At 42.6% G+C, this 25826-nt stretch carries 24 protein-coding genes, 1 pseudogene and 1 riboswitch; of the genes and pseudogenes, 11 read left to right on the forward strand and 14 right to left on the reverse strand.

Annotation, left to right across the window (positions count from 1 at the left end; genetic code table 11):
• Nucleotides 1–42 precede the first annotated feature (42 nt).
• Nucleotides 43–345, reverse strand: coding sequence for an SDR family NAD(P)-dependent oxidoreductase (locus NPUN_RS32910; protein WP_052304673.1), 303 nt, complete (start codon nucleotides 343–345; stop codon nucleotides 43–45).
• A 194-nt stretch (nucleotides 346–539) separates the two neighbouring features.
• Here NPUN_RS32910 and NPUN_RS32915 point away from each other — a divergent pair, with 194 nt between their 5' ends.
• Nucleotides 540–1496: an aldo/keto reductase gene (locus NPUN_RS32915; RefSeq protein ID WP_012412673.1), complete on the forward strand. Its 957-nt coding sequence runs from the start codon at nucleotides 540–542 to the stop codon at nucleotides 1494–1496.
• Here the strand turns inward: NPUN_RS32915 and NPUN_RS32920 are convergent.
• The 4 genes from NPUN_RS32920 to NPUN_RS32935 form a co-directional block, all read right to left on the reverse strand.
• Nucleotides 1444–2652, reverse strand: a complete 1209-nt coding sequence (locus tag NPUN_RS32920) for a cysteine desulfurase family protein (RefSeq protein WP_012412674.1) — start codon at nucleotides 2650–2652, stop codon at nucleotides 1444–1446. The genes NPUN_RS32915 and NPUN_RS32920 overlap by 53 nt on opposite strands.
• A 5-nt stretch (nucleotides 2653–2657) precedes the next feature.
• Nucleotides 2658–3284 carry a hypothetical protein gene (locus NPUN_RS32925; RefSeq protein ID WP_012412675.1) on the reverse strand — a complete coding sequence of 209 codons (627 nt, stop codon included), beginning with the start codon at nucleotides 3282–3284 and terminating at the stop codon, nucleotides 2658–2660.
• A 201-nt stretch (nucleotides 3285–3485) separates the two neighbouring features.
• Nucleotides 3486–3965, reverse strand: a complete 480-nt coding sequence (gene bcp, locus NPUN_RS32930; protein WP_012412676.1) for a thioredoxin-dependent thiol peroxidase — start codon at nucleotides 3963–3965, stop codon at nucleotides 3486–3488.
• A 132-nt stretch (nucleotides 3966–4097) separates the two neighbouring features.
• Nucleotides 4098–5936 (reverse strand): serine/threonine-protein kinase, encoded by a 1839-nt coding sequence (locus NPUN_RS32935; RefSeq protein ID WP_012412677.1) that lies wholly within the window; start codon nucleotides 5934–5936, stop codon nucleotides 4098–4100.
• 231 nt (nucleotides 5937–6167) lie between these two features.
• Here NPUN_RS32935 and NPUN_RS32940 point away from each other — a divergent pair, with 231 nt between their 5' ends.
• From NPUN_RS32940 to arsH, 9 genes are all read left to right on the forward strand, one after another.
• Nucleotides 6168–7055 (forward strand): FAD-binding domain-containing protein, encoded by an 888-nt coding sequence (locus tag NPUN_RS32940; RefSeq protein WP_012412678.1) that lies wholly within the window; start codon nucleotides 6168–6170, stop codon nucleotides 7053–7055.
• 27 nt (nucleotides 7056–7082) lie between these two features.
• Nucleotides 7083–7499 carry a hypothetical protein gene (locus NPUN_RS32945; protein ID WP_012412679.1) on the forward strand — a complete coding sequence of 139 codons (417 nt, stop codon included), beginning with the start codon at nucleotides 7083–7085 and terminating at the stop codon, nucleotides 7497–7499.
• Between the two features lie 96 nt (nucleotides 7500–7595).
• Nucleotides 7596–7685: riboswitch (adenosylcobalamin-variant (AdoCbl-variant) riboswitch) on the forward strand.
• Nucleotides 7652–9223: a precorrin-3B synthase gene (gene cobG, locus NPUN_RS32950; protein ID WP_148220391.1), complete on the forward strand. Its 1572-nt coding sequence runs from the start codon at nucleotides 7652–7654 to the stop codon at nucleotides 9221–9223. (Overlaps the previous riboswitch by 34 nt.)
• A gap of 183 nt (nucleotides 9224–9406) precedes the next feature.
• Nucleotides 9407–10033: a precorrin-8X methylmutase gene (locus tag NPUN_RS32955; protein WP_012412681.1), complete on the forward strand. Its 627-nt coding sequence runs from the start codon at nucleotides 9407–9409 to the stop codon at nucleotides 10031–10033.
• Entirely contained in the window at nucleotides 10033–10740 is a 708-nt protein-coding gene (locus NPUN_RS32960; protein WP_012412682.1) for a precorrin-2 C(20)-methyltransferase, read from the forward strand. Before NPUN_RS32955 ends, NPUN_RS32960 begins: the two co-directional genes overlap by 1 nt.
• A gap of 291 nt (nucleotides 10741–11031) precedes the next feature.
• Nucleotides 11032–11358 (forward strand): ArsR/SmtB family transcription factor, encoded by a 327-nt coding sequence (locus NPUN_RS32970; protein ID WP_012412683.1) that lies wholly within the window; start codon nucleotides 11032–11034, stop codon nucleotides 11356–11358.
• Between the two features lie 196 nt (nucleotides 11359–11554).
• Complete coding sequence (gene arsB / locus NPUN_RS32975; RefSeq protein ID WP_012412684.1) at nucleotides 11555–12616, forward strand: ACR3 family arsenite efflux transporter; 1062 nt, start codon at nucleotides 11555–11557, stop codon at nucleotides 12614–12616.
• 36 nt (nucleotides 12617–12652) lie between these two features.
• A complete protein-coding gene (gene arsC / locus NPUN_RS32980; protein WP_012412685.1) occupies nucleotides 12653–13066 on the forward strand; it encodes an arsenate reductase, glutathione/glutaredoxin type in 414 nt (137 codons plus the stop codon).
• A gap of 132 nt (nucleotides 13067–13198) precedes the next feature.
• Nucleotides 13199–13867 carry an arsenical resistance protein ArsH gene (arsH, locus tag NPUN_RS32985; RefSeq protein WP_012412686.1) on the forward strand — a complete coding sequence of 223 codons (669 nt, stop codon included), beginning with the start codon at nucleotides 13199–13201 and terminating at the stop codon, nucleotides 13865–13867.
• A gap of 71 nt (nucleotides 13868–13938) precedes the next feature.
• On the opposite strand, the gene NPUN_RS32990 is transcribed toward arsH, so the two are convergent.
• From NPUN_RS32990 to NPUN_RS33020, 7 genes and pseudogenes are all read right to left on the reverse strand, one after another.
• The gene (locus tag NPUN_RS32990; protein WP_012412687.1) at nucleotides 13939–14625 is read right to left on the reverse strand and encodes a PHP domain-containing protein; all 687 of its coding nucleotides are present in this window, start codon (nucleotides 14623–14625) and stop codon (nucleotides 13939–13941) included.
• A 532-nt stretch (nucleotides 14626–15157) separates the two neighbouring features.
• Complete coding sequence (locus tag NPUN_RS43790; protein WP_234711020.1) at nucleotides 15158–15799, reverse strand: phosphoribosylformylglycinamidine cyclo-ligase; 642 nt, start codon at nucleotides 15797–15799, stop codon at nucleotides 15158–15160.
• Nucleotides 15800–15811: 12 nt separating this feature from the next.
• Nucleotides 15812–16294, reverse strand: a pseudogene (locus NPUN_RS44610) (AIR synthase related protein); the annotation flags it as partial.
• Nucleotides 16295–16381: 87 nt separating this feature from the next.
• Complete coding sequence (locus tag NPUN_RS33000; protein WP_012412689.1) at nucleotides 16382–16588, reverse strand: hypothetical protein; 207 nt, start codon at nucleotides 16586–16588, stop codon at nucleotides 16382–16384.
• Between the two features lie 411 nt (nucleotides 16589–16999).
• Complete coding sequence (gene sodB, locus NPUN_RS33010) at nucleotides 17000–17602, reverse strand: superoxide dismutase [Fe] (protein WP_012412690.1); 603 nt, start codon at nucleotides 17600–17602, stop codon at nucleotides 17000–17002.
• Between the two features lie 489 nt (nucleotides 17603–18091).
• Nucleotides 18092–19699, reverse strand: coding sequence for a bifunctional pantoate--beta-alanine ligase/(d)CMP kinase (locus tag NPUN_RS33015; protein ID WP_041565790.1), 1608 nt, complete (start codon nucleotides 19697–19699; stop codon nucleotides 18092–18094).
• Between the two features lie 186 nt (nucleotides 19700–19885).
• Nucleotides 19886–20992 (reverse strand): septal ring lytic transglycosylase RlpA family protein, encoded by a 1107-nt coding sequence (locus NPUN_RS33020; protein ID WP_012412692.1) that lies wholly within the window; start codon nucleotides 20990–20992, stop codon nucleotides 19886–19888.
• Nucleotides 20993–21881: 889 nt separating this feature from the next.
• On the opposite strand from NPUN_RS33020, the gene glsA reads away from it, so the two are divergent.
• Nucleotides 21882–22865, forward strand: a complete 984-nt coding sequence (gene glsA / locus NPUN_RS33025; RefSeq protein WP_041565791.1) for a glutaminase A — start codon at nucleotides 21882–21884, stop codon at nucleotides 22863–22865.
• 423 nt (nucleotides 22866–23288) lie between these two features.
• Here glsA and NPUN_RS33030 read toward each other — a convergent pair whose 3' ends face one another.
• Together NPUN_RS33030 and NPUN_RS33035 are read right to left on the reverse strand one after the other, a co-directional pair.
• Nucleotides 23289–24104 (reverse strand): DUF1838 domain-containing protein, encoded by an 816-nt coding sequence (locus NPUN_RS33030; protein ID WP_012412694.1) that lies wholly within the window; start codon nucleotides 24102–24104, stop codon nucleotides 23289–23291.
• Between the two features lie 330 nt (nucleotides 24105–24434).
• A complete protein-coding gene (locus NPUN_RS33035) occupies nucleotides 24435–25619 on the reverse strand; it encodes an AbrB family transcriptional regulator (protein ID WP_012412695.1) in 1185 nt (394 codons plus the stop codon).
• Nucleotides 25620–25826: the final 207 nt, after the last annotated feature.

A 25826-nucleotide genomic window follows, 5' to 3' on the forward strand; every position in this document is an offset into this window, starting at 1 on the left:
GTTGAAAGTTATGGCTCCTCACGTCTTTTCATCTCTTTTACACTAGGTTTGTCTGCTTGTATTGATTAATGCTGCTGTGAAACCAGGGTCAGCAGTATTGACTTTAACCGGGGTATCTTTAAGTTCAGCAGCCAATAGAACTGCGATCGCATTCACTGCTGTCTTGGATGAGTTATAGGCAAGAAGCTTAAAATTAGCGAACTCATAATTTTGATCGGAGTTCTGAGCTAGAGAACCTAAACCAATTGATAAATTTACTATTCGCCCTGCTGTTGACTTCTTCAAAAGTGGCAGCAGGGCTTTTATAACTGCAAACACTCCAAATACATTGGTTTTAACTGACAACTTTTACTATCTTTAAGCAAGTTTAGTGTATATGTAGTGTGTCTCAATACAGCATTTAGGATTTAGTAATCCTACAGAAGTAGTGATTGGCTGTCGTGTATCTACTAGTAGTGATTCACACCGCAGATAGCGGTTGAGAAAATATTTGCAGCTTACACTAGCAATTGACTCAAAAATCATTGAATCAGATAGATATGCAAACTAAACAACTTGGCAATTCGGAGCTTCACATTACCCCAATTGGCTTTGGTGCTTGGGCGATTGGTGGAGGTGGCTGGGCTTTTGGTTGGGGAGCGCAGGACGATCGAGAATCGATTGAAGCGATCGCTCGCGCTCTCGATCTCGGTGTTAATTGGATTGACACCGCAGCTATCTATGGGCTGGGACATTCTGAGGAGGTTGTTGCTAAAGCGCTCAAAGGTCGATCTAGTCGCCCCTACATTTTTACTAAATGCTCAATGATTTGGGATGAAAAGGGCGAAATTGGTCGCAGCCTGAAGGCGGATTCTGTACGGCGCGAAGTTGAAGCTAGTTTGCGCCGACTGGATATTGAAACCATTGACCTCTATCAAATCCACTGGCCTAACCCTGCTACAGAAATTAAAGAAGGCTGGACGACTCTTGCCAAGCTTAAAGATGAAGGGAAGGTTCGCTATATCGGGGTTTCAAATTTCAATGTCGAACAGTTGAAACGTATCCAGGAAATTGCACCAGTTACCTCATTGCAACCGCCTTATTCATTGGTTAAGCGCGATGTCGAAAACGAGATTCTGCCTTTTTGTCAGGAAAATAACATCGGTGTGATTGTTTATTCACCTATGCAATCTGGCTTGCTTACAGGAAAGATGACATCTGAGCGGGTTGCCAATTTACCAGATGATGATTGGCGTAAGAAGAGTGATGAGTTTCAGGAGCCACGTCTATCTCGTAACCTGAAGTTAGTCGAGGTGTTGCAGGACATTGGTAAGGAACACGATCGCTCCGCCGGAGAGGTAGCGATCGCTTGGACTTTAAACAATCCGGCGGTGACGGCTGCGATCGTTGGCGCACGCAATCCCAAGCAGGTAGAAGGAATCATCGCTGCTGGGGAATTTCGCCTTAATCAGCAGGAGCTAGATCAAATTGCTGCTTTCCTGCGCGAGAATCCATAAAAGAAGGCTTGCGTAAACTTTGAATAGTAGCGATCGCATGTTTGGCGACAATATCAATTTCCTCTTGGGTATTAAACCGTCCAATGCCAAACCGCACTGAGGCATAAGCTAGCTGTTGGGGGTTTCCCAGTGCTGTCAGAACACTAGAGGGTGAAGTATTTGCCGAGGAGCAAGCAGATCCCGAAGAAACCGACATTACTGGCTGCAATCCTAGCAAAAGTGCGGCTCCATCCACCCCCTCAACACTGATATTCAAGTTTCCCGCCAATCGCTGTTGAGGGTGTCCGTTAAGATGAATTCCTTCAAGTTGGGAAAGCTGTTTCCACAAGCTTTGTCTTAACTGGGTGAGGCGTTGGTTTTCTGTTGCTTGTTCTGCCAAAGCGATTTCTACAGCTTTCCCAAAGCCGACAATTTGCGGTGTATACAATGTCCCAGAACGCATCCCCCGTTCATGTCCGCCGCCGTGTTGCTGAGGAGCCAGTTGCACTCTGGGATCGCGCCTGCGGACGTACAGCGCCCCAATGCCCTTTGGCCCAAATACTTTGTGTGCTGTTAGCGACATCAAATCAATTTTCATCGCTTGCACATCCAGGGGAGTTTTACCAATAGCTTGGGCTGCATCGGTGTGGAAAATGATGTTGTAAGCATGGCATAGTTCCCCAATTTCTGCTAAAGGCTGTAAAACGCCAATTTCATTATTTGCAGCCATCACCGAAACCAAAATTGTCTCAGGACGGAAAGCTTTGTTTAACTCAGTTAAATCAATCAGCCCATCTTTTTTAACTGGGAGAATAGTGATTTCAAAACCGAGAGTTTTTAAATAATTACAAGGGTCAAGAACTGCATTATGTTCAGTTGCAACAGTAATAATATGCTGACCTTTTTTAAAATAAGCTTCGGCAACACCTTTAATAGCTAAATTATTAGCTTCTGTTGCACCACTTGTAAAAACAATTTCTTCGGGAGTGGCATTAATTGCTGCTGCTAAAATCTCTCGTGTTTGTTTGACAGCAGCTTCTGATTCCCAACCATAAACATGACCAATACTAGATGCGTTGCCAAACTTTTCTGTGAAGTAAGGGATCATTGCCGCTAATACCCGTTCATCTACGGGTGTAGTAGCGTGGCAATCAAGGTATATAGGGCGAATAGACATAATTATTAACTCAAACTTTGACTCAAATTTTTTAATACGCTTAGAACCTGATACAGTTCACTTTTCCGTTTCAAAAGTGTAAATTCATCAGACAACGCATACTTTGGTATATTTTGTTTAGTCAGTTTTATAAAAATGAAATGACTACCATTTGTTACTAATCCAAAAGTAGGTTTGTCTTGATTAAGATTAGCCAACATATAAACAAGTGCTTGAGGTACGGCTTCTAAAAGAGAAAAGCTAGACCTTTTAGATTCAATTACTAACAACCAGAATTGTTCTTGAATAACTAAAACATCAATTTTACCTGTAATGATTTCTCCTTCATCTTCCGCAGAAATTCTTATTGATTCCTCGCCTCTCATATAAAAAGGCTCATCATAAAATCCAGCTAAATTGAGTAAAGGAGATAAAACTACTAATTTTACCGTTTCTTCTGACAAAGGAGGACGCTTGACTAAGCGGAGAAAATGAAGTTTTATTCTGTCTAAATCTTGCTTTTCTAAATCTGTAATTTCCGGTAAATTTTCAAACCATTCCGTGAAGAATACCTCATCTTCGGCTAGCTGTAAACTAAATTTTTCCTCCAAATAGGCAAGCCCAACATTTTGTGCTTGGATAAATTGAACCATAATTTATGCAACTCTATATACTATCTAACTAAACAAAACCTAGTCCTGTTGGGCATAACGTTAACAATTCTTGTTCTGAGTAGACTCTTTGACTTGAATCATAGACAACACAAGACCATTTTTTGGCAAACTTACACGCAAATAGCCATAGTTGCTCACTTATTGAAGTTTTGCTGACATTTGTATGACTCACTGAGAATTTTACGTGGCTGCTAATTCCTGTAATTTAGTTAAAACTGCCTGAGCATGACCTTTGGCTTTTACGTTCGGCCAAGTATAGGCAATAATTTTATCAGGTGAAATGAGAAAAGTTGAACGAGCAACACCCATATATTCTTTTCCCATAAATTTTTTTAAGCGCCAAGCACCGTAGGCTTCTGTCAAAATATGTTCTGGGTCACTCAAGAGGGTGATTGACAAGTTATGTTTGCTGATAAATTTACAATGGGACTTACCCAAATCTGGACTCACGCCTAAGATTTTCGCTCCCAGTGCGCTGAAGTCTTGATACAACTCGGTGAAATCTTTCGCTTCGGTGGTACAACCGGGTGTGTCATCTTTGGGGTAGAAGTAGAGGATAACCCACTGACTGCTGAAGTCGTCAAGAGTGACTGAATTGCCATTTTGGTCAGGAGTAGAGAAATCTGGCGCTGGTTGTCCGATTTGGGGAATGTTGGTCATGATGGGTGTGAGAGATTGCAATCGTTTTAGAATTGTACATAAGTTGAGCGATCGTTATTATTTATCAGTGTCACGAATTTATCAACATAATTCTGATTTACCTAAAGTTCGGACTGTTTTCTTGCTTCTAAATTAATGTATTCGCCAAACCTTAATCGTAGTATCTTTACCTCCACTGACCAAAATCTGCCCATCTGGACTAAATACAAGTGCATTCACACCATCTAAATGACCATTGACAGTGTAAGCTTCTTGCCCATTGCTTAAATTCCAAACTTTAATTTTTTCGTCATCACTGCCACTTACAATTTTCTGACTATCTGGACTGATTGCCACAGAGTTGACAACATCTGAATGTCCATCAAGAGTATAAATTTTCTCTCCAGTATTTAGATTCCATACAATAATTCTTCTATCGACACTAGCGCTTACTAAGATTTGACTATTTAAGCCAATGGCAATACTGGTAACAGGTTTTAAATGCCCAGTTAAAGTTGATTTTGGCCAAATTTTGATTGTTGTATCCCAGCTACTACTAGCTACAGTAGATCCATCCTGGCTAATTGCTACTGAACTAACTCTATATGCATGTGTGGCTAAAGTTTTAATACACTCTCCTGTTTTCAGATTCCATAGCCTTACTCTTGAGTCAGAACTACCACTAACTATCATTTGCTGATCTGGGCTAATTGCTATAGACAGGACAGTTCCTGAATTCGCTTTGATAGTGCTAATTTCCTCACCAGTCTTCAAATTCCAAATCTTAATTGTATCGTCATCACTACCACTAGCCAAAGTTTGACTATCGGGACTAATCGCTACAGAATTAATTTGTTTTGAATGTCCAGTAAGGGTAAGGATTTCATTGCTATTGTTTAGATTCCATACTTTGATTATATTGTCCTCGCTACCACTAACCAAAGTCTGCCCATCTGGACTAATTGCTAAAGCCAAAACAGCTTTTGAATGTCCAGAGTTCCAGCTACCAAGAGTGCGTTCTAAAGAAATTATTTGTGCCTTGACTGTAGATGGTGGTTTACACGGTTTTGATTTAGTTAATTTTGTGGGATATAAAGCCTCACTAATTTCTGCCAAACTTTCTAAAATTACCTGGATATTGGCAGGTCGATCTTTTACTGGTCGCATCATCAGATGATCAATAAAATCTGCTAACAAAGGAGATATATGATTAGTCTCAACACGCCAGTTTAGACCAGCAGTATATGGATCGCCATAGGGGTCATCCATTAGTTCAAGAGGATACTTTCCTGTCAGCAAATGCACAAAAGTACGACCCAAGGCAAAGAAATCAGACTGCGGAACAGCATGACCATTGATTTGCTCTAATGGAGCATAGCCATCAGAAACAAATTTTGTGATTTGGCCTGCTACTTGTTTTTTCTCGTAAGTTCCGGTAATTTCCCGCGCGATACCAAAGTCGATTAATACCAATTGTCCATCGGCAGTTAGCATAATGTTTGAAGGCTTAATATCCCGATGGAAAAACTGCTGCTGATGTACTTCGTGTAAAATATTTGCTAACTGTGTTAACCAAAGGACTGCTTGCTTTTGACTGATTGGACGATTGTCACGTTTTTCTAACCATTCGTGTAAATTTTCTCCATCAATTTTATCCATTACCAAACAGTGAACTGGCTCTTGGCTATTTTGAGGAAAAAACTTGAAATATTCCTCAGCATTAGGAATTCCTCGATGATTTAGTCGCTTTAAAACTTCAGCTTCTTGCTGAAAAAGTGATACTGCTTTAGTTTGATTTAGTATAAGAACCTTCAAAATTTTTAGTTTTCCTCTGTCACTTACCTCAAATGTTTTAGCAAAGCCACCTTGGCCTATAGGTCGTGTTACTCGATAACACCCTTCTAGTAGCAATTCAGAGCCACAGCTTTGACAGCGCAGTAGATTATCAGGGTTGTCAGTATTTTGGCAGTTAGGATTGATGCACAGGCTCATCGTGTTGAAAAGTGACAGATTTATGTGATATTTTAGCTTTACTTACTGATAACCTGAAGAAAATCAGTATCAAAGCGATGCTTGCAGCAAGCTATGCCTACGCACCCATTTATATTTGCTTATAAAAAGTTCTCTCATAAGGTTGAGAGCGATCGCTCATATTTATCCGCCATAATAATGACTTAACCTACAGGTATTTTTGTTTATTTATTCCCACCCTTCAAAGTTCACATGGCTAAAGATATGCAACGCGAATTTACCAACCGCGATGAGTTGGTAGCCTACCTGTGCGAACAATTCCCAGGTGCAGCAGAACGCGATGACCACATCAGTGAAACAGTGGGGGGACGGAAAGCAGCACAAGACGCGCTGCAAAAAATCGACCCAGTACGTTACGCGCAAACACGTAATTTTTTCACAGGTGCGGTGACGCGACTTTCGCCCTATATCCGTTATGGCGTTTTGAGTTTGCGAGAAATTCGAGATTATGTCCTTGACCAGGTACAGCAAAAAAACGATGCTACGAAACTAATTAATGAGTTAGGTTGGCGCGACTATTGGCAACGGTTATATGTGAAGTTAGGGGATGAAATCTGGAAAGACCAGGAAGAGTACAAAACTGGTTACACTGTGGCTGAATATTTACCCGAATTGCCGCAAGATATCAGACAAGGAACCACAGGTAGGGTTTGCATCGACAGTTTTAGCCATGATTTAAAAGAAACTGGCTATCTACATAACCACGCACGAATGTGGCTAGCGGCTTACATTGTCCATTGGCGGCGTATTGGTTGGCAAGCAGGAGCCAAGTGGTTTCTTGAACACCTTTTAGATGGCGATCCTGCTAGCAATAATATGTCATGGCAGTGGGTTGCCAGCACCTTTAGTCAGAAACCGTATTTTTTCAATCGTGAGAACTTAGAACGCTACACTGAAGGCGTTTATTGCCAGAAATGTCCGCTTTACGGTCATTGTGATTTTGAAGGCAGCTATGAAGAATTACAACAGCGACTTTTTCCCAAAGGAGAATTTAGCAAACAAGCCAATAGCCAAAGTTGGCAGCGTGATAAAAAAGGGAAGGGGAGCAGGGGGAGTAGGGAAGGACAAGGAAGAGAATAATAACTCTTGACAAATGACAAATAACAAATGACTAAACCAATTGTTTGGGTGCATGGAGACTGCCTCAGTCCATACAACCCCGGACTACAAAAATACCCCGATGCCCCAGCTATCTGGGTTTGGGACGAGGCTTTGATAGATGAATGGCAACTGAGTCTTAAACGTGTCACGTTTATTTACGAATGCTTGCTAGAGTTACCCGTTGTTATTCGTCGTGGCGATGTGGCACAAGAAATTTTAGCTTTTGCGAGAGAACATGATGGGAATTTAGTTGTCACAGCCAACAGTCCCAGTCCCCGGTTTGATGATATCTGCAATCAAATAGAGGGTTTTATAGCAGTGGAAACGCTAGAGGTCGAACCATTTTTTGACTATGATGGCTATATTGACCTGAAGCGGTTCTCGCGCTATTGGAAAGTGGCTCAAAATTATGTTTTTGAATAGCCAAATTAGCGATCGCTTTTTCTACCAACAGACGCAAGATTTTGCGATCGCAACTCCAACTATTAAATTTTCTGACTACCTTCTCGTGCTAAATTATTAAGGCTTGGTGTTGGGAAACTCCGGTGAAATTCCGGGACTGTGCCGCAGCTGTGATGGGATCGCCCAAGTCAGAATGCCAACTCTCAAGATGTCACACTCACCATCTACTCCCTGCGTTGCACGGGGAAGGAGTTCCAAGTTTGCTTTCTGGATTTGCCACTTGTCCTGGCTTGTTTTATGCTACACCCGCCGCCGATGGTATATTATCTCGCATTAGAATACCAGGTGGAATTATTAGTAGTCAGCAGTGCCGTGCGATCGCAGATATAGCAGACCAGCATGGTGGTGGCTATGTTGATGTCACTAATCGAGCTAACCTACAAGTCCGCGAAATTCGCACGGGGATCAATAGTGAGGTTTTGCAGCATTTACAGGATATGGGATTGGGTTCTCGCAATTCTGTTGTAGACCACATCCGTAATATTATGACCAGCCCAACTGCTGGTATTGACGCGCAAGAATTAATCGACACTCGCCCTTTTGTCCAAGATTGGGATAATTATATTGCTGCACATCCGGCGCTTTCGGGACTGTCGGCAAAGTTTAGCGTTTGCTTTGATGGTGGTGGAATTATTCGGGTGTGCGATCGCTTGAATGATATCCTATTTGCTGCTGTCTTAGTTGACGGTAATGTTTACTTCCGCCTCTATCTCAGTGTCGGGACAAAGGGTCAACCGCCTAGCGATACGGGGATTTTGTTAACACCAGAGCAATGTTTACCCGTCTTAGCAGCTTTAACAGAGGTCTACCTAGCTCATAGTAATACTACAAATAATCGTCGGCTACGTCTCTTAGAGTTATTGAATACTTTGGGTTGTGAAAATTATCTCCAAGAAGTTCAGCAGCGTCTACCTTTTTCTCTTTTATGCAGTAACCTAACCCCCCAACCCCCTTCCCTCGTAGGGAAGGGGGAGAAATTCTCCCCTCTCCTGCAAGGAGAGGGGTTGGGGGAGCGGTTAGATGCTAAATATCAGCATATTGGCATCCATCCCCAACGACAGCAAGGCTTATTTTACATTGGTGTCGTCTTACCTCTTGGACGGTTGGAGAGTAACCAGATGAAGGGTTTGGCAGATTTAGCAGCAAAATATGGTAGTGGCACTCTTCGGTTAACCCCCTGGCAAAATTTGCTGCTAACAGATATTCCTCAGCAATGGGTTGGTGATGTCCAAAGTAAAATTGCTTTCTTAGGATTAGATATCTCAGCAACTAACATCAAGAGTGCGTTAATTGCCTGTTCTGGAAACAAAGGTTGTGCCTCTTCTGCCACGGACACTAAAAGTCATGCTTTGGCATTAGTAGAATATCTTGAAACTCGCGTTACTCTGGATTGCCCAGTTAATATCCACTTTAGTGGCTGCGAAAAATCCTGCGCCCAGCATAGCAAGAGTGATATTACTTTGCTCGGTGTCAGCATTGAGGATGGCAATGGAACTGTAGAAGGCTATCACGTTTATGTTGGTGACAGCGAGCATAAATTTGGACGGAAAATAATATATCAATATGTGACTTTTGCCGAACTACCTGCATTAATAAAGCGGATGCTAGATGTATATAAAATTCAACGCCTAAATTCTGATGAGTCCTTTGGGGAATTTGCTAATCGATATACAGAAAAATTGTAGACGCAAAGCGGCTTGCCGCAGGCTACCACAGAGGCACAGAGAACACAGAGAAATATAGAGTTTGAGAGGTATTTTGCGTAAATCCTTTAATAAATACTTAGAAATCTGCTTCTCTTCCTCTGTGTTCTCTGCGCCTCTGCAGTTAATTAACAAATCAATCCAAAATCTAAAATCCAAAATCGAATGCCCGACTACATCCGAGATGCCAACGAAATTTACCGTAATTCTTTTGCAATCATCCGGTCAGAAGCAAACCTAGATGTGCTGCCACCAGATGTAGCAAAAGTTGCCGTGCGTCTCATTCATGCCTGTGGGATGACGGATATTGTTACTGACTTGGGGTATTCACCAACAGCAGTGCAATCCGCAAGGGCAGCGCTAGCAGCAGGAGCGCCAATTTTATGCGATTGCCGGATGGTTGCTGATGGCGTTACCAGGCGACGATTATCTGCTAGCAATCAAGTTATCTGTACCCTCAACGAGCCGGAAGTCCCAGAAATTGCCCAGCGTCTGGGTACTACAAGATCGGCAGCAGCCTTGGAATTATGGCGATCGCATTTGGAGGGATCGGTAATTGCAATTGGTAATGCACCCACAGCACTATTTAGGTTGTTAGAAATGCTCAATGAGGGAGCTAACAAACCTGCGATTATCTTAGGCTTTCCAGTGGGATTTGTCGGTGCAGCCGAATCGAAAACGGCGCTGGCAGCAGATAGCAGGAATGTACCATTTTTAACATTACATGGTCGGCGCGGTGGAAGTGCGATCGCAGCCGCCGCAGTTAACGCCCTGGCAACGGAGGAAGAATAATGAGCAAAATCAAAGGTCGTCTCTATGGAATTGGTGTAGGCCCAGGCGATCCCGAATTATTGACTCTGAAAGCATTGCGGTTATTACGTGCGGCTCCTGTGGTAGCTTATCAATCAGCCACAGATAAAGAAAGTGTTGCTAGAGCGATCGTGGCGCAATATCTTCCTGGTAATCAAATCGAGGTGTTATTTCACCTCCCCCGCGCTTTAGAACCAGAAAAAGCCAAGTCTATTTATGACAACGAAATTCAACCAATCGCCGACCATTTAGCCGCAGGTCGAGATGTGGTGGTGCTATGCGAGGGAGATCCATTTTTCTATGGTTCATTCATGTACGTTTTCACGCGGTTATCTGAAGAGTACCCAACAGAAGTTATCCCCGGAGTTTCCTCGCTGATGGCTTGTCCGGTAGCTTTAGGTGTACCTTTCACTTACTACACCGATATTCTCACAGTCTTACCCGCCCCATTACCAGCAGAAGAACTGACTACACATTTGTTGATGACTGATGCAGCAGCAATTATGAAGCTAGGTCGTCACTTTACTAAAGTACGAGATATTCTGCATAAATTAGGGCTAGCATCACGGGCAAGATATATTGAGCGGGCATCAACATCACAGCAACGCATCATACCCTTGGATGAAGTTGATCCAGATAAAGTACCCTATTTCTCAATGATTGTGATCCCAACTAAGAATCGACTATAAGGGATTTCGAAGAAATAAATTATCCAAAGAAACAAACCACAGAAACAAGGCAGCGCGGTCTTCTCCCTTGGGAGACGCTAAGAGCGATGGGGGTTTCCCCCATGAGCGACTGCCGCCCAGAGAACACAGAGTGAAGAGAAATAGAGAGAATTTTGCTATCGACTTTGGGATATTTTTTATTTGGAAGTCCCTAAACCAAAAAAACAAGTAGGCATCATTCACGATGCAATGCTGCCAATTGCTTTGCGATGATTTAGACTTTACCATAAATAAATACTTCAAAAAAAATTGATGGCTCCTAATAGCACCTTCACTCCTGATGCGATCGCTGCTGGCTTTCATGCCCTGTCCGATCCCTTACGAATTCAGGTCTTAGAACTCCTGCGCTCTCAAGAACTATGCGTGTGCGACCTATGCGACCACCTGGGAACAACTCAGTCTAAACTGTCTTTTCACCTCAAAACCTTGAAAGAAGCTGGTTTAGTTCGCGCTCGTCAAGAAGGGCGCTGGATTTACTACAGCCTCAATCTGCCGCAATTTGTTGCTTTAGAGCAGTATCTAGCAGAATTTCGTCGCTTTAGCCCAATATTACCTATTCGTCCCCCCTGCGAGACTTAAATATTCATCAATTTTTTTTATAATATTTTGTTTAATTTTAGTTTTTTAGGCATTAATAAATCAATTTTTTTTGAAATGATGGAGATATACTCTTGATATAACTCACCGAATTTTAGATTTTCAATTTTGGATGTTGGATTGAATAATCTGAAATTCCTGCTCTAAGCTCCTGCATTTATGTATGGGGTTAATTGTAATGAACAAAAATACTTTAAAACGCCTCTCTTTTATTGACCGCTTTCTAACCTTATGGATTTTTTTAGCAATGGCCATCGGTGTTGGCCTGGGCTATTTCTTTCCGGGAGTAGAAGCGTTTATCAACCAGTTCCAGGTGGGAGCAACCAATATACCAATTGCCATCGGGTTAATTCTGATGATGTACCCACCCCTAGCCAAGGTGCGATACGAAGAATTAGGGGATGTATTTCGCAACGGAAAAATTCTTGGTGTTTCACTAATTCAAAATTGGATTATTGGGCCAATTTTGATGTTTGCTCTGGCAGCTATCTTCTTACATAATTACCCAGAATACATGACGGGATTGATTTTGATTGGATTAGCCCGGTGTATTGCAATGGTAGTTGTGTGGAGCGACTTGGCACGAGGCAATACAGAATACACAGCTGGATTAGTTGCCTTCAACAGCATCTTTCAAGTCATCTTTTATAGTCCTTATGCCTGGTTTTTTATCACTGTACTGCCGCCACTGTTTGGGTTACAAGGCAGTGTTGTGAATGTCAGTATTGCCGAGATTGCTGAAAGTGTATTTATCTATCTTGGTATTCCCTTTTTAGCAGGATTTTTCACTCGTTTCTTCTTAGTAAAAGTGAAAAGTAAGCAGTGGTATCACGAGGAATTTGTCCCTAAAATCAGCCCGATAACGCTGATTGCTCTGTTATTTACAATCGTCGTTATGTTCAGCTTGAAAGGGAATTTGATTGTTCAGATCCCCTTAGATGTGGTGAAGATTGCAATTCCCTTGATCGTCTACTTCATCATCATGTTTCTGGTCAGTTTTTACATGGCTTGGCGCGTTAAGACGGACTATTCTAGAGCCGCAAGTGTAGCGTTTACATCGGCAGGAAATAATTTTGAACTTGCGATCGCAGTTGCGATCGCAGTGTTTGGGATTAATTCGGGTGTTGCTTTTGCCGCCGTTGTCGGACCTCTGGTGGAAGTGCCTGTATTGATTGGTCTGGTCAATGTTGCTTTCTGGTTTGAAAAACGTTATTTCACAACACCAAAATCGAGAGCCTGATAAGTTTAGTCCACAATTATTCCGAGGAGTTGAACCATGAAACGTGTAATGTTCGTCTGCAAAAAGAATTCTGCCCGTTCTCAAATGGCGGAAGGCTTTGCTAAAACCCTTGGTAAGGGAAAAATTGAAGTGATTAGCTCTGGATTAGAAGCAAGTCAGGTCAGACCAGAAGCGATCGCCACCATGAAAGAAATTGGTATCGATATTACCGATCAACACTCCAAACCCCTCAGTGATTTCCAAGCACAAGACTTTGATGTAGTGGTTTCTTTGTGTGGCTGTGGCGTGAATTTACCGCCAGAGTGGGTTATGCAGGAAGTATTTGAAGATTGGCAATTAGACGATCCAGCAGAACAACCGGAAATTTTTCCTAGAGTCCGCGATGAGATTAAAGAACGGGTGACTCAATTGATTGAGTCTGTGAATAAAGAAATTACACCTGCTCAATAAAGATTGCAACTTCTTCATTTCTCCGTGTCGCGCCAGTCGCCTCAAGTCGGGAAACCCGCCCACGGCGCTGTCTCCCCAACGCACTGGCTTCTCTGCGCCTCTGTGGTTCCTTTTATTGGATACTTATTTTTTATGACGACATTTGACCATCCGCCCAGAATTTTGTTTTTGTATGGCTCCCTGCGTGAGCGTTCCTATAGCCGTCTCTTAGCAGAAGAAGCAGCACGCATCATTGAAGAATTTGGGGCAGAGGTGAAGTTTTTTAATCCACGCGAACTGCCAATCTACGGTAGCGTACCTGACACCCATTCAAAGGTGCAGGAGTTGCGCGAACTAAGCTTGTGGTCGGAAGGGCAGGTATGGTCTAGCCCAGAACTGCACGGTCAGATTTCTGGCATAATGAAAAACCAAATCGACTGGATTCCGCTTAGTATCGGAGCCGTTCGCCCGACTCAAGGCAGAACTTTAGCTGTCATGCAAGTAAGCGGTGGATCTCAGTCTTTTAATGCTGTCAACACATTAAGAATTCTTGGGCGCTGGATGCGGATGTTTACTATCCCCAATCAATCCTCAGTGGCTAAAGCATATCAAGAGTTTAATGAAGACGGCACAATGAAAGATTCACCCTACCGCGATCGCGTTGTAGATGTGATGGAAGAACTTTACAAGTTTTCCTTGCTATTGCGTGACAAGGTTGATTATCTCACAGACCGCTATAGTGAACGAAAAGAAAAAGCTGCTAAAAAGACAATTAAGATAGCTTCTCAATCTCTTGAAGTTAACTCTAATAAAACAAATTAACTATTGAGTACCCAAAAAAAGATAACCTCCTGGCAGATTGAACCAGGAGATTTAAAAAAATTGATTCATCTTTACAAGCGTTGTAGCAGACTCAAACCGTGGGTATCAGTACCACAGGTATTGAAAAGAAAGTATTCATCAGCCAACTTTTGCACTTGTTCGGATTCCACTATGCTGGGTTTCCAAGGATTAGGGTTATTGTAGGCGTAGAAAGTTTCCACACCATCGATCCCCTTTTGGGATGCAGCTGGAATTAAGTCAAAATGCGATCGCTTATAACGGGCTGGATGAGCCAGAACTGCCAATCCCCCAGCTTGATGAATAGCGGCAATCACGTTACTTGCCTGATATTCTTGGCCTGTAGTCGGCCTTCTTTGCAGATAGGGTTTCATGCTAGGGTGTTCTGGAGCAAAAGCGTAAGCCAAAATGTGAACTTCTATATCCAGAAGGTTAGCATTAATTTCTACGCCACTCCACAGGTAAGGAGTTGTTGCACCAGGATTATTCCACTTCCAATCTTCTAGCCAAGCAAGGGCCGCTTGATAGCCGATAATACCATGATGGTCAGTGATCGCTAATCCTTTTAGTCCAATAGCGATCGCCTGCTCCATCAATCCACTCGGCTGCAACCTTCCATCCGAGTGGACAGTATGCATGTGAAAGTTGAATAACCTTGGACAAGTGTATGCATCAATGTTCTGGAATACTTGCTTCAAAAGTTCTGCCGAAGCAGTAGTCCGGGCCAAATTTACAGCCATAACCCCCTCTGAATAAAAATACATATTCTTAACACACTAAAACGCCCTATTTACAGATGAGAAATTTCCAACACTGTAAATTAGTGTATTGGTGGCTACTTTCTCAGCTTTTTCAGCAAATTTTTCAATATGTTAAGACTACGTTAGCAAATCTTAACCTCAGTAGTCATGGGTAGTTTGTACTACTTTGATTGTGGGTAGTAATAAATATTGCATATAAAACTTTATAAATTCGCCTATACTATTTGTGCTAAATGGCTTATTTTTAGAGGCTTAGGAGAATAATTTTCTCGAATCAGTCTGATATTTAAATATATATCATGTGTTAAAAAATATATATTTCCCAGTAATTATACTAATTTTTATTTAATCTAGTAATGAGTTCAGCGTAGGCGGAGCCCGCACTTCTCTACGAGACGCTCCGCGAACGACAAAGCTCAGTGACCACCGCAGGCATCGCATAAGTGAGTTTATAATAGCTCTCCAAAAACTAGCGATGTCTACGACAGGCTATGCCTAGGCTTGCGGCTTATTATACCCCCCGCGCAATTCCAAAAGAATCTCCCTTCAATGTCACCCCAAGCGGTTCTACTACCACCTCGCGGCTAAGGGATGCTTCAACCCTACCGGCAATCACAGCCGTTAGCTGATGTTCTCTTGCTAGGATGACAATCCTTTCTGCATCCTGCTCAGATTCCGTATAAAATGCAAATCCGGCTCCGTAATTGAACACGGAAAGCATCGTCTCTGCTCCGCCCTCAAGATGACCCTCGACAAAAGTAAATATCTCCGGCACTGGGAGCATTGTTTCGATGACGTACCGAAGTGGCTTCACCGACCGCATCAGCTTCTGCCAACCATGACCAGTGATATTTTCCATCGCGGTGGGGCGAATTCCTTCGTCTAGCACTGCCTGTACAAGTGGCGTGTAGAGATACGACGCAGCATTCATCGCTTCCCAAAACTCCTGCCCACTCGGAAGTTTTGTTCTATAGCCATCAGGAAGAGACTCAGCGAGTTTTCGCAGTGGGGTAAACCCGTTCTCATGGGGACCAGAACTCTCAATGAGAACAATAGTATTTCCAGCATCTAGACGCGAACTATCAATAGGAGCGACACCAGGCGGCATAACCCCAAAAACCGAACCCGCAATGTCGAGCCGGCCTGGAATCATCTTAGTTTTCAGTTGAGGAGTTTCCCCTGAGAGATAGACACACCCTACTCGTTTACACCCCTCAACGACTCCATCCAGAAACCCATCAAGGAAAGCGGGGGTAAAGATCGTTTCAGGAGTACTTGATGGCAGATAAAGACCAAGGAGTAGAGTCTGCATCCCTGATGTTGCCGCGTCATTTGTCAAACACGAGATGATCTTGATACCGATATTCCACCAAAATCGTCGAAGTTCTTCTTCGGAAAGGTCATCAGGGCGGGTATCGTCTGCCGTTCCTAGTCCTTCAGGGACGAGTGTTAGAGAAAGTTCTGGAGCGCCCGCTTGAATAAATGGAGCGAGATTGAAGCTGAAAGCGTTAGCACTTGCTCCAAGACCGGACGCGGGGACGGTACCATAGGCACTTGCAAAGGTAAGTGTGCGTTTTGCAGCATCGATGAAGCGTCTTTTTGCCGCATCGAGAGTATCGTAATCGACTTGATCGAGAGCTTGAGCCATCAGGTTGCGTTTTAAGTTAGGAGTAGAGACGCGATTAATCACGTTTGTGCAAGAGTTAAAAGTTAGGAAAAGTCATAACTCCTCACTTTAAAATACCTCATCTTCAATACCGCGCCACCATTCACCCAAATTCATCAAGTCTTGGTAAATATCTTCTAATTCTTTGGTGTAGACATCGTTTGTAAGGGTGGCTCGACGCTCTTGTAATTTCTTGAGGCGCAGTTGTACCAATACCCAAGGTTTAGTGATGCTATTCGTTGCTTCGATGTATTGCGCTAGTTCTTTGCTATCCATAATGTTTTATATTTTTAGGAATTACACACTGTACAAAAGAATCATGTTGTGTATAAGGTAAATGTTTGGTTTCAGGTTTTTATTAATTATTCTTTAATAGTAAATAGATCCGCGTTATAAAAGCAATTCATGTAGACGCAAAGCGGCTTCACACAGGGTATTGCCTCTACAAAAAATAGTTTTTAAACAATTCATATTTGGTATTTTCTGTCAATGCACAAACCGTAATTTTGATTTTCATGCCACTAATTTTCATTCAGATAATGCCCATCCGACTACTGAAAAACAGAAAAAGGAGAAACCAAAAAGAATTTCTCCCTTTTCTGGTGGACTTTCTGCTTCAACTTTTGCAAATTAACTTATGGAGCAGCTTATTAAGAGGCATCGCACTCAGTTCAAACCAGCAATTAATTAAGCTTTAGCCAAATTTTCAGCAGCAAAATCCCAGTTAACCAAGTTATCTAGGAAATTCTTGATGAACGCTGGACGAGCGTTTCTGTAGTCAATGTAGTAGGCATGTTCCCAAACATCCAAGGTTAGGAGTGCCTTCTTACCATGAGCTAGAGGGTTTTCTGCATTTGGTGTTTTGATCACCTTCAGCGTACCACCATCATCAATCAGCCAAGACCACCCACTGCCAAATTGAGTTGCAGCTGCGTTAGAGAACTCTTCCTTGAATTTGTCGAAGCTACCAAAATCTTTATCAATCCTGGCTGCAAGATCGCCAGTGGGTGCGCCGCCACCATTTGGTTTTAAGGAATTCCAGAAGAAGGTGTGGTTCCAAACTTGAGCAGCGTTGTTGAAGATTCCCGCCTTAGAGGAGTCTTGGAAGGAAATTTTGATCACCTCTTCCAGAGGCTTATCAGCAAGTTCTGTACCTTCAGTGAGCTTGTTGAGGTTGTCTACATAAGCTTTGTGATGCTTGCCATAGTGATACTCGAAAGTTTCAGCTTTCATGCCATTTGGCTCTAAAGCATTCTTGTCGAAGGGTAGCGGGGGCTGTACAAATACCATTGTGTGAAATCCTCTCTTTACCGGTTTCCAGTTTCAAGCTATTGCAGAAGCTTGGAAAATTAACAGCTTTTATTTTTAAGGTTTTATGTCTTTAATGATGGAACATAAAACTTAACATCGTCATTCTACTACCAAAGTGAAGATAAAGTGAAGATGAAAAGAAAGTACTTCGGTGATAAGTCAAATCGCTATGAATTCACAGTTATAAATAAAAATGGCTAATATCTCGTAGCAAAAGCCCAATCTGTAATTAGCATTTAGCAATTAAAGCTTTAATACTTCTATCTTTAGTAGGATTAATTACGATGTGGTAAATCAGTCGAAAGCTAGATGATTTAATACTTAGATAATATAATTATTTTCAAATAAGGTTTAATAAATACAGTAACAAAATTATATTTTTTTTAAACACTCTTTAGAGGATGGTAAGTGAATAATCACTCACCCACCACCCTTTGAAACTAAAAAGCTAACAGTCAATAGCGGTGATTAGGATTGAGATAAACGCTGCTGGTAATAGTTAACAATTTGTGCCGTGACTTCAGACACATCCAAACCATCGGTTTGAACTTCAATAGCATCTGCTGCTTTTTGCAAAGGCGAAACTTTGCGTGTACTATCTTTCCAGTCACGTTCGGTAATATCCCGTTCTAGCTGCTCTAAATTGATTGCGGATTGACCTTGTTTGTGAAAGTCTTCCTGGCGGCGACGGGCGCGTTCACTCACAGAAGCAGTTAAGAAGATTTTGACTTCGGCATCGGGGAAAACGTGAGTACCAATATCTCGCCCTTCTGCGACTAAACCACCTTTTTTACCCCAACTTTGCTGTTGTTTAACCAGTGCTTGACGGACAACGCTTTGGGCTGCGATCGCAGATACAAGAGAAGTTACCTCAATGGTGCGAATTGCATGGGTAACATCAGTACCGTTAATCCAAACCCGCACGGACGATTGTAAATCCTGGGTAGGAGTAAGTTCAATTTTACACAGGTTAGTTAATTCAGCGATCGCACACTCATCATCAATAGCAATCCCCTTTTGCAGTACAAGCCAAGTGACAGCACGGTACATTGCTCCTGTATCTAAATAGACTAAACCCAGGTTTGCTGCCACTTGCCGCGCCACTGTGGATTTTCCAGCCCCGGCGGGGCCATCAATGGCGATGATGGGTTGGCGATCGCGCAAGATGATATTGTCAATCAAACGTGTAGAACCAAGACGAGCTGCGATCGCCAACATTCCTTCCTCCTCAACTTTTTCTAAAGACATCAACGTAGTCGGATCAACTAATTCAATATATTCCACTAAAATCGTGCTGACTATTGCCACTTCTTGCTGTACTACTGCTATCAACTGGTTGCTATTGCGATCGCCTGCAATGAATGCAGCTTCAGCCCGTTGCAAGCCGCGATATAATGCCGCCGCTTGTTCTTTTGCCGTTGCAGTCAAATATTGATTACGAGAACTGAAGGCAAGACCCGACGCTTCCCGCACTGTTGGACAAGCAACAATTTCTACTGGCAAATTTAAGTCAGCTACTAAGCGTTTAATAATTGCCAGTTGCTGACAATCCTTTTGACCAAAGTAGGCATGGTCAGGCTGTACCAAGTTGAAAAGCTTGGTAACAATCGTAGCGACACCTTGAAAGTGACCCAGCCGAGAACGACCACACAAGCCTGTCATCATAGCAGATGGGGGTATAACTTGTGTAACCTTTGATTCTTGTATACTCTTTTGCGGAACTGCCATCTCTTCAGGAGTCGGTGCAAAAATGGCATCTACTCCAGCTTGTTCGCAAAGTTTTTGGTCTTGCTCTAAAGTCCGGGGGTAGCGTTGGTAATCCTCGTTGGGAGCAAATTGCAGGGGATTGACGAAAATACTCACAATCACCGTAGAATTTTCTTGCCGCGCCCGTTGGATCAAGCTTAAATGACCTTGATGCAAATTCCCCATCGTTGGTACTAGACCGACTGCCGTCTGATACCAGCCAGTTATCTCATCTAGTCTTAGATCCTCAGTAACCGCAATCAGCTTGTTTTCTGAGCAGCGTTTAGTTAAATAGCAGCGTAAAGCTGCGACTGTTGTCAGCAGGCGCACAAAAATACCCCTAGTTCTTATCGATCCCTCCCCCGTTAGTTTATATCTGAAACAGAGGGAAGAGTTGATTGAACTAGGGGAATTAAGTGATACGGAACTGGGAATTGGGAATTGGGCATCGGGCATTTAGCATTGGGCATTGGGAAAACCTCTATTGCCTATTTCCTCTTGCCTCTTGCCTAATAATTATTTTCCCAAAACTTCAATATGTACTGGTGCTACGCCACTGCCCATCATTCCCAAAACTCGAGCCGCGCCAGCAGATACGTCAATGACTCGACCCCGAATGTATGGGCCTCGGTCATTAATTCGCAGCACTACAGAACGACCGTTGCGGGTGTTGGTTACACGCACTTGCGTACCAAAGGGTAAGCTGCGATGGGCGGCAGTCATTGCTTCTGGATTGAATCTCTGACCGCTTGCAGTCTGAGTACCAGAACCGTCATAGCCGTAAAAAGAAGCCATACCTCTCAAGGTGGCTTGCACTGCGCCGACGGCAATTTGTTGAGGCAGCTTTGGTATTGATATTTGACGGACTGGTAAATTCGCAATCTCTTTTAGGGGAGATGCATTGCCCAGTAGCCTCCGCAGGCGATTAGTTGCTTGCAATGCATCTTCTGCCAAATTTTTGGTGGGATTGGTCTGTGCTAGTCGTGTAGCTTCGTTGATTTCGACCAATTCTTCGCCATTAATTTTGATTACATAGCGATCGCCATCTTGCTGGGAGGGAGCGCTTTTGTTTTGTGCTTGATTGGCATTAGATTTTTCCCCTGCTTTCCAACTGACGGTAATTTTACTGCCGTCTACACTTTCCCGATTCAACTGGTTGATCTTAGCTGCTACTACACCAGCTATCTGAACCGGGTCATTGTCAGAGGAGCTAATCTGGTTACTCACATCTGTTACGTCGTCAGCATTCAGTGCCTTTGGTGAATTGCTAGCAATAAGGGCGTACCCTTGTACGCCCCCAGTATTTCCAATTGCACCAACTTTTTTAGTTTCAAGATTCGTATTTGATACAGAACTCAAAAAGGTGAGAACAGGTATATTTCGGATAAAAAGGGTTGCCGCCTTACGTCCTCTAATGTTGTGAGGATGAATTTCTGTAATCACAGCATCCAAGGTTTGTCTCCCTGTTCTGGATTGGTACTCTCCCACCTTAACCACATCAGGGGCAGGTGATTTTTGGGATGCTAGAGCATTTCCCTTGGTGGTTTGAGTACAACCGACTGAAGGTATGCCCAAAACAGCCATAGACAGGGCAACAATAATCCACAAATGTCTTTGATTCATGCGTCCGTTTTTGAAAGCGACTGTAGAACTTTAAGTTTTATAAATTGCGGGATTTTTCACTCGTAAAAGTGATTTCCCTTCTGAAAAACTCGAACTCGTTCCGTTTTCACTTTGTTATTTATAACTCGCAACAGACTAACACGAACCTTTTGGCTTGGGGATCAGGGTTTTAGCGTAATTATCGACTGCTTAATCAAATTAAAGTTCCAAATTTAAGGGTGAAACCTTTCTCAAAGGCGGACTTTGGCTATGTAACGCTTTTTTCTGCAACTCAAAAATTTCTTAAAAAAACTTTACGCTTGTTGCACCCCAAAGTGACGACACCCTATTGACTTCTGTTCTAAAGGCTCACTACTACTCGTGTATTCTAGATAACATGTATTTTCACTATTTCCTATAAGAAGATAATATAACTCTAATTAAATGGCATCGGCATAAATACTTAAAATCGTTTATTTAATTAAATATTTAGATTTCCCTATGAATAAGTCGTGATATGAGTTACATCTACAATAATTATGCAAATTAGTTTGAGTTTAAGATGTTTTTTCTACTTAGATTAATCATGACTTTTATTCCCCATAAGTCAACGTAGATGAGTGCTTAATATTACTTTTAATTACCGTGTTACTGAGTATAAAATAAAGAAGTATACTCAACTTAATATTTTTTGTGATTAGTGATGAAAAAATTAGGAAATCTTCGCGATCGCTTATAAATCAATTTTTGCTTGTATCAAAAAGAACAATAGCTATTTTTGGTACTAAGTAATTGTTCAAAGATGATTTTTTAGAGCAAGCTATCTTTTTCAAAATCTTTGCGGCTGTAGGTATGTACGGCTGCACCCCTACTATATATAGTGAGTATTTTGGGGAGTGCTATCAGCGTGATGACAAGCCAAGTAAATCAAAGAGATTTAGAAATAGATTCATCGCCATTATTAGCTGTTCTTCAGGAATTGCATTCTCAGTACAAGTTACTGCAAGAGGGTGCAGTAGCGAAATATATTCCAGAATTGGCAAAGGTAAACCCGGATTTATTCAGCATTTGCATTGTCACAGTAGATGGTCAGATTTACAAAGTTGGCAATTACGACCAACTCTTTACCATTCAGTCGATTTCCAAAGTGTTTGCTTATGGACTTGCCTTAGAAGATCATGGATTGGATTACGTTTTAACTAGAGTTGGCGTAGAACCGACGGGGGATGCATTCAACGCGATCGTTTTAGATGAGCAATCGAAGCGACCTTATAATCCAATGGTAAATGCAGGTGCGATCGCAACCACTAGCTTAATCAAAGGTTCCGGCCCAACAGAACGTCTTAACCGAATGCTGGATATGTACAAGCGATATATCGGCCGGGACGTATTCGTTGACATTTCAGTTTTTACCTCAGAACGCAGTACCGGACATCGCAACCGTGCAATGGCGCATCTGATGCTCAACTTTGGCATGATTGACCGGAATATTGAAGAGTCGCTGGATCTTTATTTCCAGCAGTGTGCTGTGATAGTGAATTGCGAAGACTTAGCAGTGATGGCGGCTACTCTAGCTAACAAAGGTATGAACCCCATCACCAAAGAACAGGCGGTAGATAAGCGTTACATCAAAGATATTCTGAGTGTGATGTACACCTGCGGAATGTACAACTTTGCAGGTGAGTGGGCTTACAAAATTGGGATTCCGGCAAAAAGCGGAGTTTGTGGTGGGATTATCGCGGTTGTACCCAACAAGATGGGTATTGGGGTTTTTTCGCCCCTGCTAGATGTGCGTGGTAATAGTGTGCGAGGCGTGAAGGTGTGTGAAGAACTTTCCCAACGGTTAGGTTTACATCTATTTGATTGTTCAGGACAAGAGGCGAAATTTGATTGAAGCACAGTTCGACAGGTCATATAGTTGCTGTCTAATCAGACTAATAAAAAGACCTCTCCCTGGTTTTACTACGCAAAACCTGTCCCTCTCCGAGGCGGAAAGGGGCAAATTGGAACACAAGGTTAAAGCAGGAAAGGTTTATTTAACTCTCGTTTATCTATATATAGTCACCAAACTCTAAATTATCTCTCTTCGCGTGTCCTCCAGTTACAGCTATTTTCAAGTAAGGGACTTGCGTGAAAATAAAGTACCAGTAAACCGAGTTTCGACACTTCGACTGCACTGAGCGCAGTCGAAGTGTCGAAACCCGTCTAGGTTGGGATACTATTAACCCGCAGCTCCTTAAATAGACCACGCTGTAGGGGCAATTCATGAATTGCCCTTACGACAGATGTGCTTCAAATACATGAAAACTGCTGTAATTTACAATTCTTCTGCTTGGGGAAGCGGGAAGATTTCACCAGCCAAGTAAGCTGGAAAGTGCTTTTGAAAGTACAACCAGGAAGTCATATCTTCCCCATCTATCAATGCTTTTGGGGCTTGTTTATATAGAGGAATACGGTTATTAATTTCGTCTTGCAGCAGTGGGGGCAATTCTGTTAAACCATTGACTTTGCTGCCAACAGCACTGTAGATTAGTTGACCGGGGCGATCGCCCATTTTCATCCAGGGAAGCCATTGACCAATCCGATCCCAGCTTAGTTTGAGTTCAGAAACTGAGGGAAGCGCTGAGTTAAATAAATCTGCGGTTGGCACTGTTAACTTAAACAATTCTGCCGCCTGATAAATTGGATTTGGGCTGTATTCGGCAAATTTGGGATCGTCTGCTAGGGGATTGGGGTAATAGGGAAATATGTCAAAAACGAAGGTTGTGCTGTCACCATCTACTTGTGCAGGGAAATTTCCCTCAAACTTACCCTGCACTGGATTATTGGCAACGTGAATTACCGGAACTGTCTCGCTTGTCCAAGGATTCTCCCATTTGCGTAAGATTTCATCTGTTTTTGGGTTGAGGTAGTAAGTTAGTTCCCTAGAAGTAAAATCCCAGCTACCTTCTGCTGTGGGAATACATCGGCTAACACTCAATCCCAGGATTTTAAATAGAAGTTGTCTTTTCTCGCCGGGGATAAAGGCATAAATCTTACCTTTCCAAATCAGGAAAGTGGATTCGTTAGGGTCGAGGGAAGAACGAGTTTTAACCCAGTGCTGCGCTTCAAGTTCTTGGATTTGAGCAACCATCTAAAGCATCCTTAGTGTTTGGATAACAAAAGGATAAGCTAACCAGCATTCAAGTTGCATTTTTGTCATTGTCATTAGTCATTAGTCAAAAACTAATGCCCTATACTTCCCTACGGGACGCTATGCTTCTCCAAAGGAGTACGACTGTGCTCAGTACCAATTCCCAATACTTCTCTAACGAGAGGCTACGCCAACGGCTTCGCTCAGTACAAGTTCCCACTTGCCCTGAGCGTAAAGCCTACGGCATAGCTTCGCTTAACGCGTAGCGTCTCGTAGAGAAGCCGTTCGCGTAGCGTCCCGCAGGGAAGGGATTCCCAATACCTTCATCAATTAAACTGATTCAGAAAGTTGCTCATCTAAACGGCGAAACAAAAACACCCAAAGAGGTAAGGAACTGTTAATCGCAATTAGTCGCACTAAATGACCAGTTGTGACAATTTCAACATTATGATTTAATGCCAGGGAAACCAAGATCATTTCTGCCGATCCTCCTGGTGCTGTGACTAGCAAACAGGTTAACCAATCCCAAGAGGTGAATTGCATCGCAAGTATAGCAGCGATCGCTCCGGCGATGAGAGTCATCCCTACAGACATCAAGGCATAGCCGACAGTCCGCTTCTGAAAGTTTGGTTTATCTCCCCAATACTCACCAATGGTAATTCCCAGGAGCATTTGACCCAATAAGTTAATTATTGGCGGGGGACTAAAACTAATATCACCCACAAAAGGCAGCCAATGTAGCAAAGGATTAAACCCGATACCAATCAACAATGCACCAAAGAAATCGCCGGCGGGAATTTTAAATAATATAGCTGGATAAACTACTAATGCAGTGATTAGGAGTATTAACAAGAGTAATTCTAGTTGAGATGGATCGAGATTGAGCCAAGCAGCGTTGATTGGGAGTGTTTGCGGATAGTAATTACCGGCTGATGTCTTAGCGATGAAGGGGATCAAAACAACTACTGAGGTGACGCGAATCGCCTGAACTAGGGCAACTAAGCTGACATTTTTATTGTAATCGGCAGCGATCGCTGCCATAATTCCGACACCACCAGGAACAGTAGCCAGCATTGCTGTCAATAGGTTAGTTTTGCTGAGGCGGGCATACATATAACCAATACAACTTCCACTCAGCAGCAGAAACAAGGTCAGAAAAATAAATATGGGAATACCAGAAGCAACACTAGCTAGATTACCGTGGGTATTGGAAGCGCCGACAGTTAAGCCTACAAGTGCCATTCCCACTTTTCTAGCAGTGCGGTTAGGTTGGGGAGAATATTGATAAAAAATTCGACACCCTTGAAGAACTACCGTACCGGCAGCAATCCCGCCAAATATCCAGGCAATCCTACCAATTTGGAACTTGGCGAGGAGTAAACCCAGAGGCAATGCCAGAAGCATTTCCAAGACAAGGACAATTAATTGCTTCGTAAATAGCTGTTGTTTGGTAACAACAGGATTTTCATGAGTGTGTTCATCTCGGCTGGGAGCAACACTTAGGCTTTGATTCATCAATACAAGCTTTTTTATTAATTTAACTTATGTACTCAAGCTAATGCGATCGCACAAGATAAATAGAGTCTATCAAGCCAAGTTTAGTAGGATCGTAGTAAGCACTTTAGCGTTCAAATCAATAACTAAAGTCCTGGCTAGGAAGTTATTCATCTATCAAAGTTAGTCTAGTGGGCTACTAGATGTAAATTTACCGCGTGTTGCCTT

This window comes from Nostoc punctiforme PCC 73102 (genome assembly GCF_000020025.1).
GTDB lineage: Bacteria > Cyanobacteriota > Cyanobacteriia > Cyanobacteriales > Nostocaceae > Nostoc > Nostoc punctiforme.